This window comes from Streptomyces sp. NPDC017448 (genome assembly GCF_044330565.1).
Taxonomy (GTDB): Bacteria; Actinomycetota; Actinomycetes; order Streptomycetales; family Streptomycetaceae; genus Streptomyces.
Window position 1 is genome coordinate 268,728 of sequence record NZ_JBIRLM010000004.1, and the last position, 16,790, is coordinate 285,517.

A 16,790-nucleotide genomic window follows, 5' to 3' on the forward strand; every position below is an offset into this window, starting at 1 on the left:
TGCCGTACCCACCGCCCGGCAGGGTAGCGTCGACCTCGCCATGAACCTTGCCTCCATTCCCAGTCCGTCGACCGGCGTGATCGAGCTCGGCCCGATCCCGCTCCGCGGCTACGCGTTCTGCATCATCATCGGTGTCTTCGTCGCCGTCTGGTTCGGCAACAAGCGCTGGATCGCCCGGGGCGGCAAAGCCGGCACCGTGGCCGACGTGGCCGTCTGGGCGGTCCCCTTCGGCCTCGTCGGAGGTCGGCTCTACCACGTGATCACCGACTACCAGCTGTACTTCAGCGAGGGTGAGAACTGGGTCGACGCCTTCAAGATCTGGCAGGGCGGCCTCGGCATCTGGGGAGCCATCGCCTTCGGCGCGGTGGGCGCGTGGATCGCCTGCCGCCGCCGGGGCATTCCGCTGCCCGCCTGGGCCGACGCGCTGGCCCCCGGCATCGCCATCGCCCAGGCCATCGGTCGCTGGGGCAACTGGTTCAACCAGGAGCTGTACGGCAAGCCCACCGACCTCCCCTGGGCGCTGGAGATCAGCGAGGGCGCCAACCGGGTCGCCGGGACGTACCACCCGACCTTCCTCTACGAATCGCTGTGGTGCGTCGGTGTGGCGCTGCTGGTCATCTGGGCCGACCGCCGCTTCACCCTGGGCCACGGCCGGGCGTTCGCGCTGTACGTCGCGGCGTACTGCGCCGGGCGCGGCTGGATCGAGTACATGCGGGTCGACGAGGCCCACCACATCCTGGGCCTCCGCCTGAACGTGTGGACCGCGATCATCGTCTTCGTCCTCGCCGTCGCCTACATCGTGGTCTCCGCCAGGATCCGGCCGGGTCGCGAAGAGGTCGTCGAGCCCGATCGGGGCGCCCCGGCGGAGGTCTCCGCCGAGGACGGCCCCGCCGAGGACGGCCCCGCCGAGGACGGCTCCGCCGAGGACGGCCCCGCCGCCCCGGACGCCGGAGCCGAGAAGGACCCGCTCACGAAGGACGAGCCGGGGAAGACGGGCACGGGCCTCACCGCCGGAAGCACCGAAGCGGCGGCCGAGAAGAGCTGACCGGGCGGCGGCCGGAAAGCACCGGCCGCCCGCGCCCTCCCCGCCGCACCTCCCGTTCGCCGGGCGGGCCCGCAGACTCAGGCCCGCCCGGCGAGCGCGATCGTACGGCGGGCGGACGCCACCACCGCCGCGTCCACGAACCTCCCGTCCGGCAGGGCCAGCGCGCCTCCCTCCACCGCCGAGGCCGCGACGATCTCCTCGGCAGCCTCCACCTCCTGCGCCGTCGGCAGGAACGCCCGTTCGATCACCTCCAGTTGGCGCGGATGGATCGCCGCCCGGCCCAGCATCCCGAGCGCCCGCCCCCGCCCGCACGACGCCCGCAGCCCGTCCAGGTCCCGGACGTCCGGGAACACCGACTGGACCGGCGGCGGAAGGGCCGCCGCCCGGGCCGCCACCACGACCCGGCCGCGTGCCCAGTCCAGCCCGGCGTCCTCCCGTACGCCCAGATCCGCCCGCAGGTCCGCCTCGCCCAGGGCGATGCCGTGGACGCGGTGGTGGGCCGAGGCGATCGAGTACGCGTGCTCGATCGCGAGCGCCGACTCCAGCAGCGGGTACAGCGGCACCCCCGGCGCCACCGCCGCCACATGGTGCACCGAGACCGCGTGGGTGATCTTCGGCAGCCGGAACGCGGCCAGGCCCGGCAGCCCCGCGAGCGCCCGGACGTCGTCCTCGCCGTGCACCCGGACATGGACCGGTACGGCGTCGGGGGCCGCGGTCACCTGGTCGCCCAGAAGTTCGGCGGTGGCGGCGCGCGCGTACTCCTTGCGGTCCGGGGCGACGGCGTCCTCCAGATCGACGATCACCACGTCCGCTCCGGACCCCAGCGCCTTGGCCACCACCTCCGGCCGGTCCCCGGGCACGTACAGCCAGGTCAGCGGCGGCCGGACCGCGTCGGGCCGCGGGTCCTCCGGCAGCGGCGGGAGGGGCGGCACCCGGCCGGTCACAGCGCCCCCTGGTCCCGCAGCGCGGCGATCCGGTCCTCCGAGAGGCCGAGCCCGGCCAGGATCTCCTCGGTGTCCGCGCCGTGGGGGCGGCCCGCCCACCGGATTCCGCCGGGGGTCTCCGAGAGCCGGAAGAGGACGTTCTGCATCCGCAGCGGCCCCAGCTCCGGGTCGTCGATCTCCGCGAGGGTGCCCAGCGCCCGGTACTGCGGGTCCTCCATCACCTCCCGCACGTCCTGGATCGGCGCGACGGCCGCCTCCGCCTTCTCGAAGGCGTCCAGCACCTCGTCGCGGCCGTGCCGGGAGATCCAGTGGCCGACCGCCGCGTCCAGCTCCTCGGTGTGCTCGGCGCGGGCGGCGCCCGAGCCGAACCAGGGCTCCTCGATCAGCTCCGGGCGGCCCACCAGGCGCATCACCCGCTCCGCGACGGACTGGGCGGAGGTGGAGACCGCGACCCAGTGGCCGTCGGCGGTGCGGTAGGTGTTGCGCGGGGCGTTGTTGCGGGAGCGGTTGCCGGTGCGCGGCTGGACGTAGCCGAGCTGGTCGTACCAGAGGGGGTGCGGGCCCAGCACGGTGAGGATCGGTTCGATGATCGCCAGGTCCACCACCTGCCCCGCGCCCGTCTTCTCCCGTCCGGCCAGCGCCGCCATCACCGCGTACGCCGTCGCCAGCGCCGCGATGGAGTCCGCGAGCCCGAAGGGCGGCAGCGTCGGCGGCCCGTCCGGCTCCCCGGTGATCGCCGCGAAGCCGCTCATCGCCTCGGCCAGCGTCCCGAAACCGGGGCGGTGGGCGTACGGCCCGAACTGGCCGAAGCCGGTGACCCGGGCCAGCACCAGACGCGGGTTGACGGCGTGCAGCTCCTCGGGGCCCAGGCCCCAGCGCTCCAGAGTCCCGGGCCGGAAGTTCTCGATGATCACATCCGTCTCGGCGGCCAGCCGGAGCAGCACGTCCCGGCCGCCGGGGGCGGACAGGTCGAGGGTCAGGGTGCGCTTGTTGCGGCCGAGCAGCTTCCACCACAGGCCGATCCCGTCCTTGGCGGGCCCGTGCCCGCGCGAGGGGTCCGGCTTGCGGGGGTGCTCGACCTTGATCACGTCGGCCCCGAAGTCCCCCAGCACGGTGGCGGCGAGGGGGCCGGCGAAGAGGGTGGCGAGGTCGATGACCCGCAGCCCGGTCAGCGGTCCAGCGGCGGTGGTGGTGGTCATGACGCCTCGATCTCGCCGCGGTAGGGCATGGACGTGGACGCGCCGGGTTTCTGCACGCAGAGCGCGGCGGCCGAGGAGGCGAACGCCACGGCCCCGGCCACCGGCCGCCCCTCGCCGAGGGCCACGGCCAGCGCGCCGACGAAGGTGTCCCCGGCCCCGGTGGTGTCGACGGCGGTCACCGGAGGGGCCTCGAAGAGCACCGGCTCACCGCCCCGGGCCGCGTACAGGCACCCCTTCGCGCCCAGGGTGATGAGCACCTCGGGCACCTTCCGCAGCAGGATCTGGGCGGCGGCGTGCGGCTCGTCCTGCCCGGACAGCTCGGCGGCCTCGTGCTCGTTGGGCACCAACAGGTCGATGTGGTCGAAGAGTTCGTCGGGCAGCGGCTGGACGGGGGAGGGGGTGAGGATGGTCCGTACGCCCTGTGCGTGAGCGGCGCGGGCCCCCTCGACGACGGCGGACAGGGGGAGTTCGAGCTGCATCAGCAGCAGTTCGGAGGCGGCGATCGCCGCGATCTCCCCGCGCCCGAGCGCGGCGACGGACCCGTTCGCGCCGGGGACCACCACGATCGCGTTGGAACCGGTGTCGTCCACCACGATGTGGGCGGTGCCGCTGGGGCCCTCGGCGGTGTGCAGCAGGTCGGTGTCCACCCCCGCGTGTTCGAGGGCGTCCCGCAGGCGCGCCCCGTACGCGTCGTTCCCGACCGCGCCGATCATCATCACCTCCCCGCCCGCGCGGGCGGCGGCGACGGCCTGGTTGGCGCCCTTGCCGCCGGGAACCGTCCGGAACTCCCGTCCGGTGACGGTCTCGCCGCGCCCGGGGGCGCGGGCCGTGTAGGCGACGAGGTCCATGTTGGTGCTGCCGAGCACGGCGATGCGGGTCATGGGCGCAGAGCCTCCTGGTGGGTCAGTGCGGCGAGGGTGTCGAAACCGGTCCGGTCGAAACCGGGTACGGAGGTGGCGAGCCGGTTCTTCAGCGGCGCCGTCCACCGCTCGGGCAGGACCTCCGGCCCGCCCGCCAGCAGTCCGGCGAGGGAGCCGGCGCTCGCCCCGTTCGAGTCGGTGTCCCAGCCGCCGGAGACCGCGTTCCCGATGGACCGGGTGAAGTCGCCGTCGGCGTGGGTGAGGGCGGCGGCCAGCAGCGCGGCGTTGGGCAGCACGTGCACCCAGTGGTGGGTGCCGGCGTAGGCGGCGTGCAACCGGTCCACGACGGCGTCGAACTCCCCTTCCGCGCGGGCGGCCCCGATGCCGAGGCGGACCGCGCGGGCGTACCGGGAGTGCGGCGGCACCACCCGCAGCCCGGCGGCCAGGCAACCGTGCACATCGCTCTCGCCCCCGGCCGCGACGGCGAGCGCGGCGGCGGTGAACATCGCGCCGTACACCCCGTTGCCGGTGTGGGTGAGGACCGCGTCGCGGTGGGCCTGGGCGGCGGCCCCGGCCGGATCGCCGGGATGGGTCCAGCCGTGCACGTCGGCCCGGATCTGCGCGCCGATCCACTCGCGGAAGGGGTTGCGGCGGAGAGCGGTCCCCGGCGGTTCGACGCCGGCCAGGAGGTTGCCGTACGCGATGCGCTCGGCGGTGAAGGTGCGTCCGGCCGGAAGCTCGTCCAGCCAGAGCCGGGCCAGGTCGGCGGTGGTGAAAGTGCGCCCGTGCCGCTGGAGCAGCAGCAGGGTGAGCAAAGGGTGGTTGAGGTCGTCGTCCTCCGGCATGCCGTCGATGTTCTCGGCGAGCGAGGTGGGGGCCGAGCGGCGGTTCCAGGGGTGGGCGGCGAGCAGTTCGGCGGGCACGCCGCGCGCGGTGAACCAGGTGGCCAGCGGCCAGTTGCCGGTGGCGCGGGCCAGGGCGCGGATGCCGTCCAGGGGCAGCTTCTCGACCGGTTTGCCGAGCAGGCAGCCCGCCGCCCGGCCGAGCCAGGCCGCGTGCAGCCGGTCGCGGTCGGCGAGGGGGGCGCTGTCCACCGGCCCCGGCCAGTGCGGGCAGGCGGCCATGATCTCGTCCAGCCCGGTCGGCTCGTCCGCCGCCGACGGCGAATCCAGCAGGGCGAGTTCGTCGAGGAGCCGTTCGGCCAGGGCGCGCAGGCGCGGCGGTGCGGGCGGCTCGGACGCGCCCGCCCGCTCGGGGGCGGGGGCGCCCCCGGCCGCGTACCACCGCTCCGCGATCTGCCGGGCGTCCCGGCCGTCCTGCTCGGCCTGCCGCAGCTCGTGCCCGACCAGGTCCTCGGGCTGCACCCAGGTGAGGCGGACGTTCACCGCTCACCGGCCAGCGCGGTGAACGCCTCCTCGTGGGCCCGGCGGCGTTCCAGGTCCCGGGCGAAGACCTCCCGCGCCACCCCGGCCAGGGCCCGTGCCGGGGCCTCCAGGTCCAGCCGGCTCGCCCGGGCCACCGCGGACGCCCAGTCGGCCGGGACCTCGCCGCCCAGCGCCCCCGCGATCGCGCCGCTCATCGTCGCGATGGAGTCGCAGTCGCGGCCGTAGTTCACCGAACCCAGCACGGTGCGCCGGTAGTCGCCGCCGCCCACCAGCAACATCCCCAGCGCGATGGGCAGCTCCTCGATGGCGTGCAGCCGGGAGGGGCGGCGCGCCCCGAGCAGAGGGCTGCGGTAGTCGGGTCCGACCGTGTCGAACGGCTCGACGGCGGCCCGCAGCGGAACGAGCGCGGACTCGAAGCCGTCGTGGAGCGCGGCGACGTCGCAGACCGCCTCGATCGCGGACCGGGTGCCGTCCTTGGCCAGGGCCAGGGCGGCGTCGATCACCGTCTCGGGGGTCGCGCCCGGGTGGCAGGCGGCGGCGACGGCGGCGGCGAAGACCCCGGCGGCCTCCCGTCCGTACGACGACTGGTGCGGTGCGGCGACCTCCAGCGCCTCGGCGTACGCGGCCTCCGGGCGGCCCGCGTTGACCAGGCCGACCGGGGCCATGTACATCGCCGCCCCGCAGTTGACGATGTTGCCCGCACCGGCCTCCCGCGGGTCCACGTGTCCGTAGTGCAGGCGGGCCACGAGCCACTTCTCCGCCAGGAAGATCCGCTGGAGCGGCGGCGCCTCGGTCTCCAGCTCCGGGATCCAGCGCGGCGCGAGCAGATCCGGGACGAGGTGGTCCGCGACGGCGTACGCGTCGAGGTGGTCGCGGACCTTGTCGTACACGCGGATCAGGGCATGGGTCATCAGGGTGTCGTCGGTGACGTGCCCGTCGCCCTTGTGGTACGGGGCGAGGGGGCGCGCGGTCCGCCAGTCCTCGCCGTGCCAGGGGCCGACGATCCCGGTCACCCGGCCGCCGTGGCGTTCGGCGATCTGCTCGGGGGTCCAGCCCTCGACCGGGCCGCCGAGCGCGTCGCCGACGGCGGCGCCGACGAGGGCCCGGGTGAAGCGTTCATCGAGTCCGGGGGTGGTGGGGGAGTGGGTCGGGAGCGAGGGGGCGGGCGCGGCCGCCGCGGCCGTGGTGGGCGTCATGTCGGAATTGTCCACCCGGGGTGGCCGGTTCCACGGCTGCCAGCAGCCCGGCGAGTTCGATCAGATCCGTGCCGGCGAACCGGGGCAGGGCGCACCCCGCGAGCGTCCGGCACGCCTCGCGCCAGCCCGCCGGTACGGCGGAGACCGAGCCGATCGCCCCGGTCAGGGCCCCGGCCAGGGCGGGCGCGGAGTCCGCGACCCGGGAGAGGCAGGCGGCGGCCGGGAGCGCCTGGGCGATCTCGCCCCGGGCGGCGGTGGTGAGGGCGAGGGCGACGGGGACGGTCTCGGCCGCCGCGATCCCGTAGCTGTAGACGTGGTCCACGATCTGGTGCTCCACCACCGGGACCAGGGCGAACGCCCCGGCCGGCTCGTCCGCGAACTCCCGGGCCAGCCGGACGGCGTGCACGGCGTTGCGGGCGATCTCGGTGCCCTCGGGGAGCCGGTCGAGGGCGGCGTTCACCACGGCGTCCACGTCCGCCCCGGCCAGCGCGACGGCGATCGCGGCGGCCATCGCCCGCGCCCCGTGCACCCCGTCGCCGTCCTGGGTGTAGCGGGCGTCGAACTCGGCGAGCGCGGCGGCCTCCTCCGGATCGCCCGGATGGACCACGGCGAGCACGGCGGCCCGGACGCAGGCGGCGTCGTCGAAGTAGTGCGGGTTGTCGTGGCCGGTGGCGGGCGGCCGCAGCCCGGCGGCCAGGTTGCCGAGCCCGGCCCGCACCGAGATCCGGGCCCGCAGCGGGAGGACCGCCGCCTCCACCTCGGGGGCCCGGGCGCTGGCGGCGGCGACGGTGGCGGCGAGCGCGTTCCAGGCCCGGTCCACCGCGTCCCGCATCCGCCGGCCGCAGGGGAGGCCCGCCCCGTCGTCGGCCGCCGCCAGCACCGTGCGGGCGGCGAACGCGGCCCACTCGGCGTCGTCGGACGGGCCGAGCCGCAGCGGCTCGGGCGGCTGGTTGAGGGCGATGGGCACCGGGAGCGTGGTGGTGGCGTTCTGCTCGGCGAAGGTGTCCAGCTCCCGGGTGAGCCGCCGCGTCCACTCGGGCATCCGGGCGGCCCGGTGCCGGGCGGCGGGCCACCCGGCGGCGTCCCCCGCCGCGAGCCCGAGCAGCAGCCCCTCGATCCGGGCCCGGCGGGAGGGGACGGGCGCGGCGGGACGGGCCGCGTCGGATGCGGTCGCGGCGCCGACGGCGGCGGCCCCGCCCGTGCCGCTCGGGCCCCCGGCGCGCCCCGCCGTCTCCCGCGCGGCCGTGGCCGCCGTCTCTCCCGAGGGCGTCGCCGGGCGCCCTCCGGTCGCTCCGCGCACGGCCGGGGCCGGGGGCGCGCTCGTGGCGGTCGCCGCGGCCCGGCCGCTTCCGCCCCTTCCCTCGGTCCTCGTCATCGCCGCTCCTCCCGTACGGAGGTGAGAGAGGACGCCGCGGACGCTCGGGGCCGTACGGCCGAAGGCTCCGGGAAGCCGCCTCCCCGCTCCCGGGCGGCCCCCGCCGGGACGGGCGCCTCCGGGGCCTCCGGGGCCTCCGGGCCCTCGGGGGGCTCGGGGGGCTCGGGGCGCTCCGCGGTACCGGGGCCCTCCAGGGTCTCCGGGTCCTCCAGGGTCTCTGGGTCCTCCGGGTCCTCCGGGGTCAGCAGTTCCGCGATGTCCAGCACGTGGTAGCCGCGCATCGAGGGCAGGCAGCTGCCCCGGACCGGGCCGATCGCGCTCGCCCACTCCGGTGGGACGGCGCCCTCCCCGTGCAGCGCCCCGGCGAGCGCCCCGGCCACCGCCGCAGTCGTGTCCGCGTCCCGGCCCATGTTGACGGCCGTCAGCACCGCCGTCCGGAAGTCCCCGCGCGCCGCCGTGAACGCCCCGAACGCCAGACCCACCGCCTCCGGCGCCAGGTCCGTCCACGGGTAGCCGGCGATCACCACCGCCGAGCGCACCGCCCGCTCCATCGTGAGCCGGTCGGGGTAGGGCCGCTGGGCCGCCGCGACCGCCCGGCGCAGCGACCGGGCCGTCCAGGAGTCCATCGGGACCACCGAGAGCGCGGCCGCGATCACCGAGGCGAGGCCCGAGCCGACCATGGCCGCCGCCACGCCGGCCGCCACCGCCTGGCCCCCGTAGATCCCCTCGCCCTCGTGGCTGACCCGGCCGTCCACCGCGACCAGCCGGGCCGCCTCGGCGGGACGACCCGCCGCGAAGACCCCGAAGGGGGCCGCCCGCATGGCCAGCCCGTCGCTCCAGGCGTGCCGGTGCTGGGCCGAGATCGGGGCGGCCAGCCCCCGGCGCAGGTTCTCCAGCGTGCCGCGCTCGCTGAACCCCGCACCCCGGAACGGCCCCTCGTCCAGGTCGGCGATCCAGTGGTGCCAGGCCCGCTCCACGTGGGACACGGTGAGCGCCGAGCCGTGCCGCGCCAGCAGCAGCCCGGAGAAGATCGCGTACTCCGTGTCGTCGGTGCCCGCCGGGTCGTCGTCCACGAAGCCCTCGATCCGGCCCCAGCGGCGGCGGATCTCGGAGGGTCGCAGATTCTCCGCCGGGGCGCCGAGCGCGTCCCCGACCGCCAGCCCCAGCAGCGCGCCCCTGGCCCGCTCCCTGCCGGCCGCCGTGCTCTTCGTACCGCCGTTCACCGCGTCGCCGTTCATCGCGCCGCCCTTCCGCTCGTCCGGCGGGACCGGGTCCGAGCCCGGAGCGGCCTCCGCGTCCGGGGCCGGGTCCGTCTCCGGGTCCTGTCCGCATCTGTGCCACGCGGCGGGCGGAGCGAGGCGGAGAACACGCGGAAAGGGGCCGGGTGGATGACGGCCGGGGTAGCTGAGGCTCACCTTTCTTCGCAGGTCAGAAGGGGTATAGGGCAGCCTTGCCTTGCTGGCGGCGGGCACCCGGACGGCGTAGTTTGGACTTTGTCGAAAGTTGTACGCAAGGGGAAACGGTGGGGCGGCAACCCCCCGTTCGCGAGGGGAGAGGCACGCCGTGGCCATCATCGAGACCGACGCCGTCCTGCACGAAGCGCACCGGGACAACCACACGCACCGGGATGTGAACGGCGGCTGGCTGCGCCCCGCCGTCTTCGGCGCCATGGACGGCCTGGTCTCCAACCTCGCCCTGATGACCGGCGTGGCGGGCGGCGCGGTCTCCCAGCAGACCATCGTGATCACCGGCCTCGCCGGGCTCGCCGCCGGGGCCTTCTCCATGGCGGCGGGCGAATACACCTCCGTCGCCTCCCAGCGCGAACTGGTCGAGGCGGAGCTGGACGTCGAGCGGTGCGAACTCCGCAAGCACCCCAAGGACGAGATGGCGGAGCTGGCCGCCCTCTACGAGTCCCGGGGCGTCGACGCCCCGCTGGCCCGCGAGGTCGCCCGCCAGCTGTCGCGCGACCCCGAGCAGGCGCTGGAGATCCACGCCCGCGAGGAGCTGGGCATCGACCCGGGCGACCTGCCCTCCCCGCTGGTGGCCGCCGTCTCCTCCTTCGGTGCTTTCGCCCTGGGCGCCCTGCTTCCCGTCCTGCCCTACCTCCTCGGTGCGAGCGCTCTGTGGCCCGCCGTCCTCCTGGCCCTGGTCGGACTCTTCGCCTGCGGCGCGGTCGTGGCCCGGGTGACGGCCCGCAGCTGGTGGTTCAGCGGACTGCGGCAGCTCGCCCTCGGCGGGGCGGCGGCGGCGATCACGTACGGCCTGGGCACCCTGTTCGGTGTGGCGGCCGGCTGATCGCGGCACGGCCGCCGCGGGCCGGCCCGGCCCCGTGAGCGGCGGGGCCGGGCCGCCCGAACGGCGCAACCGCCCCGCACCCCGTGTGACGTACGTCGTGGCGCCCGCCCCTGGGCGGGACGGGCCCGGCGACCGTAAAATGAGACGCTATACAGCGCTACACATAAGTAGCCGTTACCCGGTGGTTTCGTTTCCTCGGCCGCCGGGCAAGAGCCGTAAGCACCGCAGGCAACGACGCCTGCTCTCTGCGACTCCCCGGGCGCCGATCGTTCCGACAGCGACCCCCTCCTGGTACGTCCGGTCACCTCTGGTCACCCAGTCGTCCCCGAACCCCATGATGTCCGCATGTTGGAACGAGCCTTCCGCTTCCTGAGAAGCGCCCCATCATGTAGCCTGCACCAAATTTCGCAGAGGGCCAACGTCGTCCCTCGGCACCGCACATGCCACGACGACGACGGGAGAGCCGATGCGTATCGACGCCTGGTCGCCCATGGACGGTCGCCCCGCCCAGCAGGGGATGTACGACCCCCGTAACGAGCACGACGCCTGCGGCGTCGGGTTCGTGGCCACTCTGACCGGTGTGGCCAGCCATGAGCTGGTCGAGCAGGCGCTGACCGTGCTGCGCAACCTCGAACACCGCGGCGCCACCGGATCCGAGCCCGACTCCGGCGACGGCGCCGGAATCCTCTGCCAGGTCCCCGACGCCTTCCTGCGCGCCGAGACCCCTTTCGAGCTTCCCGAGGCGGGTTCGTACGCCGTCGGTATCGCCTTCCTGCCCGCCGACGGCTCCACCGAGGCCGTCCGCACGATCGAGGCCATCGCCGCCGAGGAGGGCCTGACGGTCCTCGGCTGGCGCGAGGTCCCGGTCGCCCCCGCCCTGCTCGGCAACGGCGCCCGCGCCACCATGCCCGAGTTCCGCCAGGTCTTCGTCGCCGACGGCGAGTCCAGCGGCATCGTCCTGGACCGCAAGGCGTTCGTTCTGCGCAAGCGCGCCGAGCGGGAGGCCGGGGTGTACTTCCCCTCGCTCTCCGCCCGCACCATCGTCTACAAGGGCATGCTCACCACCGGGCAGCTGGAGCCGTTCTTCCCGGACCTCTCCGACCGCCGCTTCGCCTCCACGGTCGCGCTGGTCCACTCCCGCTTCTCCACCAACACCTTCCCCAGCTGGCCGCTGGCCCACCCGTACCGCTTCGTCGCGCACAACGGCGAGATCAACACGGTCAAGGGCAACCGCAACTGGATGAAGGCCCGCGAGTCCCAGCTCGCCTCCGACCTCTTCGGCCCGGACCGGCTCGACCGGATCTTCCCCGTCTGCACCCCGGACGCCTCCGACTCGGCCTCCTTCGACGAGGTCCTGGAGCTGCTCCACCTCGGCGGGCGCTCGCTGCCGCACGCGGTGCTGATGATGGTCCCCGAGGCGTGGGAGAGCCCCGAATCCAAGAACGCCATGGATCCGGCCCGGCGCGCGTTCTACCAGTACCACGCCACGATGATGGAGCCCTGGGACGGCCCGGCCTGCGTCACCTTCACCGACGGCGTCCAGGTCGGCGCGGTCCTCGACCGCAACGGTCTGCGCCCCGGCCGCTACTGGGTCACCGACGACGGCCTCGTCGTGCTCTCCTCCGAGGTCGGCGTCCTGGACATCGACCCGGCGAAGGTCGTCCGCAAGGGCCGCCTCCAGCCCGGCCGGATGTTCCTCGTGGACACCGCCGAGCGGCGCATCATCGAGGACGACGAGATCAAGGCGTCCCTCGCCGCCGAGCAGCCGTACCAGGAGTGGCTGGAGGCCGGCGAGATCGAGCTGAGCGATCTGCCCGACCGCGAGCACATCGTGCACACCCACGCCTCGGTCACCCGCCGCCAGCAGACCTTCGGCTACACCGAGGAGGAGCTGCGCGTCATCCTCGCGCCGATGGCCCGCACCGCCGGCGAACCGCTCGGCTCCATGGGCACCGACTCGCCGATCGCCGCGCTCTCCGAACGGCCCCGGCTCCTCTTCGACTACTTCACCCAGCTCTTCGCCCAGGTCACCAACCCGCCGCTGGACGCCATCCGCGAGGAACTGGTCACCTCGCTGCGCTCCTCGCTCGGCCCCCAGGGCAACATCCTGGAGCCGAACGCCGCCACCTGCCGCAGTGTCACGCTGCCGTTCCCGGTGATCGACAACGACGAGCTCGCCAAGCTGATACACATCAACGCCGACGGCGACATGCCGGGCATGAAGGCCGCCACCCTCGCCGGCCTCTACCGGGTCGGCGGCGGCGGCGACGCCCTGGCCGCCCGGATCGAGGAGATCCGCGCCGAGGTCGACGCCGCCATCGAGGACGGCGCCCGCCTGATCGTCCTCTCCGACCGGCACTCCGACGCCGAGCACGCGCCGATCCCCTCGCTGCTGCTCACCTCCGCCGTCCACCACCACCTCATCCGCACCAAGCAGCGCACCCAGGTGGGCCTGCTGGTCGAGGCCGGGGACGTCCGCGAGGTCCACCACGTCGCCCTGCTCATCGGCTACGGCGCCGCCGCCGTCAACCCCTACCTCGCCATGGAGTCGGTCGAGGACCTGGTCCGCGCCGGCACCTTCATCGAGAACACCGACGCCGAGCAGGCCATCCGGAACCTGATCCACGCGCTCGGCAAGGGCGTCCTGAAGGTCATGTCCAAGATGGGCATCTCCACCGTCGCCTCCTACCGTGGCGCCCAGGTCTTCGAGGCGGTCGGCCTCGACGAGGAGTTCGTCGCCACCTACTTCAACGGCACCGCCACCAAGATCGGCGGCGCCGGCCTGGACGTCATCGCCAAGGAGGTCGCCGCCCGGCACACCAAGGCGTACCCCGCCTCCGGCATCGCGGCATCCCACCGCGCCCTGGAGATCGGCGGCGAGTACCAGTGGCGGCGCGAGGGTGAACCGCACCTGTTCGACCCGGAGACGGTCTTCCGCCTCCAGCACGCCACCCGCAACCGGCGCTACGACATCTTCAAGCAGTACACGGCACGGGTGAACGAGCAGTCCGAGCGCCTCATGACGCTCCGCGGCCTCTTCGGCTTCGACTCCGGCCGCGAGCCGGTCCCCGTCGACGAGGTCGAGCCCGCCTCCGAGATCGTCAAGCGGTTCTCCACCGGCGCCATGTCGTACGGCTCCATCTCCCGCGAGGCCCACGAGACGCTCGCCATCGCGATGAACCGGCTCGGCGGCAAGTCCAACACCGGCGAGGGCGGCGAGGACCCGGAGCGCCTGTACGACCCGGAGCGCCGCTCCTCCATCAAGCAGGTCGCCTCCGGCCGCTTCGGCGTCACCAGCGAGTACCTGGTCAACGCCGACGACATCCAGATCAAGATGGCCCAGGGCGCCAAGCCCGGCGAAGGCGGCCAGCTGCCCGGCCACAAGGTCTACCCCTGGGTCGCCAAGACGCGTCACTCGACGCCCGGCGTCGGCCTCATCTCACCGCCGCCGCACCACGACATCTACTCCATCGAAGACCTCGCGCAGCTCATCCACGACCTGAAGAACGCCAACCCGCAGGCCCGCATCCACGTGAAGCTGGTCTCCGAGGTCGGCGTCGGCACGGTCGCCGCCGGTGTCTCCAAGGCCCACGCCGACGTCGTCCTCATCTCCGGCCACGACGGCGGAACGGGCGCCTCCCCGCTCACCTCCCTCAAGCACGCGGGCGGCCCCTGGGAGCTGGGCCTCGCCGAGACCCAGCAGACCCTGCTGCTCAACGGCCTGCGCGACCGCATCGTCGTGCAGACCGACGGCCAGCTCAAGACCGGCCGCGACGTCGTCATCGCCGCCCTCCTGGGCGCCGAGGAGTTCGGTTTCGCGACCGCGCCGCTCGTCGTCTCCGGCTGCGTCATGATGCGCGTCTGCCACCTGGACACCTGCCCGGTCGGCATCGCCACCCAGAACCCGGTCCTGCGCGACCGCTTCTCCGGCAAGGCCGAGTACGTCGTCAACTTCTTCGAGTTCATCGCCGAAGAGGTCCGCGAACTCCTCGCCGAACTGGGCTTCCGCTCCATCGAGGAGGCCGTCGGCCACGCCGAACTCCTCGACACCGACCGGGCGATCACCCACTGGAAGGCGCAGGGCCTCGACCTCGCCCCGCTCTTCCACGTGCCCGACCTGCCCGAGGGCGCGGTCCGCCACCGCATCGCCGAGCAGGACCACGGCCTGGCCAAGGCGCTCGACAACCAGCTGGTCAAGCTGGCCGCCGACGCCCTCGGAGCGGCCGGCCCCGAGGCGGCCCAGCCGGTCCGCGCCCAGGTCGCGATCCGCAACATCAACCGGACCGTCGGCACCATGCTCGGCCACGAGGTGACCAAGAAGTTCGGCGGTGCGGGCCTGCCCGAGAACACCATCGACATCACCTTCACCGGCTCGGCCGGCCAGTCCTTCGGCGCGTTCCTGCCGCGCGGGATCACCCTGCGCCTGGAGGGCGACGCCAACGACTACGTCGGCAAGGGCCTCTCCGGCGGCCGGGTCGTCGTCCGCCCGGACCGGGGCGCCGACCACCTCGCCGAGTACTCCACCATCGCCGGCAACACCATCGGCTACGGTGCGACCGGCGGCGAGATCTTCCTCCGCGGCAGCACCGGCGAACGCTTCTGCGTCCGCAACTCCGGGGCGCTCGTCGTCTCCGAGGGCGTCGGCGACCACGGCTGCGAGTACATGACCGGCGGCCACGCCGTCGTCCTCGGCGCGACCGGCCGCAACTTCGCCGCCGGCATGTCGGGCGGGATCGCCTACGTCATCGACCTGGACCGCGACAACGTCAACGTCGGCAACCTCGGCGCCGTCGAGGAGCTGGACGACACCGACAGGGAGTGGCTGCACGACGTCGTGCGCCGCCACCACGAGGAGACCGGCTCCACCGTCGCGGAGAAGCTCCTCGCCGAGTGGGAGACCGCCGCGTCCCGCTTCAGCAAGATCATCCCGTCCACGTACAAGGCAGTGCTCGCCGCCAAGGACGCCGCTGAGCTCGCCGGTCTCTCCGAACAGGAGACCACCGAGAAGATGATGGAGGCGGCGACCCATGGCTGACCCCAAGGGCTTCCTGACCACCGGACGCGAGGTCGCGAAGACCCGCCCCGTGGCCGAGCGCGTCAAGGACTGGAACGAGGTCTACGTTCCGGGCTCGCTGCTCCCGATCATCAGCAAGCAGGCCGGCCGCTGCATGGACTGCGGCATCCCGTTCTGCCACAACGGCTGCCCGCTCGGAAACCTCATCCCCGAGTGGAACGACTACGCCTACCGCGAGGACTGGACCGCCGCCTCCGAGCGGCTGCACGCCACGAACAACTTCCCGGAGTTCACCGGGCGGCTGTGTCCGGCCCCCTGCGAGTCGGCGTGCGTGCTCGGCATCAACCAGCCCGCCGTCACCATCAAGAACGTCGAGGTCTCCATCATCGACAAGGCGTGGGAGAGCGGCGACGTCACCCCGCAGCCGCCCGAGCGCCTCTCCGGCAAGACCGTCGCCGTCGTCGGCTCCGGTCCGGCGGGACTCGCCGCCGCCCAGCAGCTGACCCGGGCCGGCCACACCGTCGTCGTCTACGAGCGAGCGGACCGCATCGGGGGCCTCCTCCGGTACGGCATCCCCGAGTTCAAGATGGAGAAGTCCCACATCAACCGGCGCATCGAGCAGATGCGGCTGGAGGGCACCAAGTTCCGTACGGGGGTGGAGATCGGCCGGGACATCGACGCCGCCAAGCTCCGCCGCCGCTACGACGCGGTCGTCATCGCGGCCGGCGCCACCGTCTCCCGCGACCTGCCGGTCCCCGGCCGCGAGCTGAACGGCGTCCACTTCGCGATGGAGTACCTGCCCCTCGCCAACAAGGTGCAGGAGGGCGACCTGACCGTCGCCCCGATCCACGCCGGCGGCAAGCACGTCGTCGTCATCGGCGGCGGCGACACCGGCGCCGACTGCGTGGGCACCGCGCACCGCCAGGGCGCCGCCTCCGTCACCCAGCTGGAGATCATGCCGAAGCCGGGCGAGGAGCGGAGCGCCGGCCAGCCCTGGCCGACCTTCCCCATGCTCTACAAGGTCACCTCCGCGCACGAGGAGGGCGGCGAGCGGGTCTACTCCGTCTCCACCACCCGCTTCGAGGGCGACGAGGACGGCAACGTCCAGGCCCTCCACCTGGTGGAGGTCGAGTTCAAGGACGGTAAGCTGGAGCAGAAGCCCGGTACGGAGCGGCGCATCCCCGCGCAGCTCGTCACCCTCGCCATGGGCTTCACCGGAACCGACCAGTCCAACGGTCTGGTCCAGCAGTTCGGCCTGGAGCTCGACCAGCGCGGCAACGTCGCCCGCGACGAGCACTACGCGACCAACGTCGACGGCGTCTTCGTCGCCGGTGACGCCGGACGCGGCCAGTCGCTGATCGTCTGGGCGATCGCGGAGGGCCGCTCCGCCGCCCGCGGAGTGGACCGCTTCCTGACCGGGACCAGCGCCCTGCCGGCCCCGATCCGCCCGACGGACCGGTCCCTGCTGGTCTGAGCA

General features: G+C 74.0%; 11 protein-coding genes. 4 read left to right on the top strand and 7 right to left on the bottom strand.

All coding sequences use genetic code 11. The annotated features are described in order from the left end of the window. The first annotated feature begins 40 nt into the window (after positions 1-40). Positions 41-1,045 carry a prolipoprotein diacylglyceryl transferase gene (gene lgt, locus ACH4K1_RS10225; RefSeq protein WP_398088267.1) on the top strand — a complete coding sequence of 335 codons (1,005 nt, stop codon included), beginning with the start codon at positions 41-43 and terminating at the stop codon, positions 1,043-1,045. A 77-nt stretch (positions 1,046-1,122) separates the two neighbouring features. Here lgt and ACH4K1_RS10230 read toward each other — a convergent pair whose 3' ends face one another. Genes ACH4K1_RS10230 through ACH4K1_RS10260 form a run of 7 tightly spaced genes read right to left on the bottom strand, consistent with a single transcriptional unit; the run spans position 1,123 to position 9,242 of the window. After that, positions 1,123-1,989 carry an HpcH/HpaI aldolase/citrate lyase family protein gene (locus tag ACH4K1_RS10230; protein WP_398088269.1) on the bottom strand — a complete coding sequence of 289 codons (867 nt, stop codon included), beginning with the start codon at positions 1,987-1,989 and terminating at the stop codon, positions 1,123-1,125. After that, positions 1,986-3,188: a CaiB/BaiF CoA transferase family protein gene (locus tag ACH4K1_RS10235; protein WP_398088271.1), complete on the bottom strand. Its 1,203-nt coding sequence runs from the start codon at positions 3,186-3,188 to the stop codon at positions 1,986-1,988. Before ACH4K1_RS10235 ends, ACH4K1_RS10230 begins: the two co-directional genes overlap by 4 nt. Continuing rightward, complete coding sequence (rbsK, locus tag ACH4K1_RS10240; RefSeq protein WP_398088273.1) at positions 3,185-4,069, bottom strand: ribokinase; 885 nt, start codon at positions 4,067-4,069, stop codon at positions 3,185-3,187. The genes ACH4K1_RS10235 and rbsK overlap by 4 nt, the downstream gene beginning before the upstream one ends. Then, positions 4,066-5,433, bottom strand: coding sequence for an ADP-ribosylglycohydrolase family protein (locus ACH4K1_RS10245; RefSeq protein WP_398088275.1), 1,368 nt, complete (start codon positions 5,431-5,433; stop codon positions 4,066-4,068). The genes rbsK and ACH4K1_RS10245 overlap by 4 nt, the downstream gene beginning before the upstream one ends. After that, positions 5,430-6,629, bottom strand: a complete 1,200-nt coding sequence (locus ACH4K1_RS10250) for an ADP-ribosylglycohydrolase family protein (RefSeq protein WP_398088276.1) — start codon at positions 6,627-6,629, stop codon at positions 5,430-5,432. The genes ACH4K1_RS10245 and ACH4K1_RS10250 overlap by 4 nt, the downstream gene beginning before the upstream one ends. Then, entirely contained in the window at positions 6,550-8,004 is a 1,455-nt protein-coding gene (locus ACH4K1_RS10255) for an ADP-ribosylglycohydrolase family protein (RefSeq protein ID WP_398088277.1), read from the bottom strand. The genes ACH4K1_RS10250 and ACH4K1_RS10255 overlap by 80 nt, the downstream gene beginning before the upstream one ends. After that, positions 8,001-9,242 carry an ADP-ribosylglycohydrolase family protein gene (locus ACH4K1_RS10260; RefSeq protein WP_398088279.1) on the bottom strand — a complete coding sequence of 414 codons (1,242 nt, stop codon included), beginning with the start codon at positions 9,240-9,242 and terminating at the stop codon, positions 8,001-8,003. The genes ACH4K1_RS10255 and ACH4K1_RS10260 overlap by 4 nt, the downstream gene beginning before the upstream one ends. A gap of 325 nt (positions 9,243-9,567) precedes the next feature. Here ACH4K1_RS10260 and ACH4K1_RS10265 point away from each other — a divergent pair, with 325 nt between their 5' ends. The 3 genes from ACH4K1_RS10265 (at position 9,568) to ACH4K1_RS10275 (ending at position 16,787) form a co-directional block, all read left to right on the top strand. Next, positions 9,568-10,299, top strand: coding sequence for a VIT1/CCC1 transporter family protein (locus ACH4K1_RS10265; protein WP_398088281.1), 732 nt, complete (start codon positions 9,568-9,570; stop codon positions 10,297-10,299). A gap of 466 nt (positions 10,300-10,765) precedes the next feature. Further along, positions 10,766-15,334: a glutamate synthase large subunit gene (gltB, locus tag ACH4K1_RS10270; RefSeq protein WP_398088283.1), complete on the top strand. Its 4,569-nt coding sequence runs from the start codon at positions 10,766-10,768 to the stop codon at positions 15,332-15,334. Then, positions 15,327-16,787, top strand: a complete 1,461-nt coding sequence (locus tag ACH4K1_RS10275) for a glutamate synthase subunit beta (RefSeq protein WP_398088285.1) — start codon at positions 15,327-15,329, stop codon at positions 16,785-16,787. Before gltB ends, ACH4K1_RS10275 begins: the two co-directional genes overlap by 8 nt. Positions 16,788-16,790: the final 3 nt, after the last annotated feature.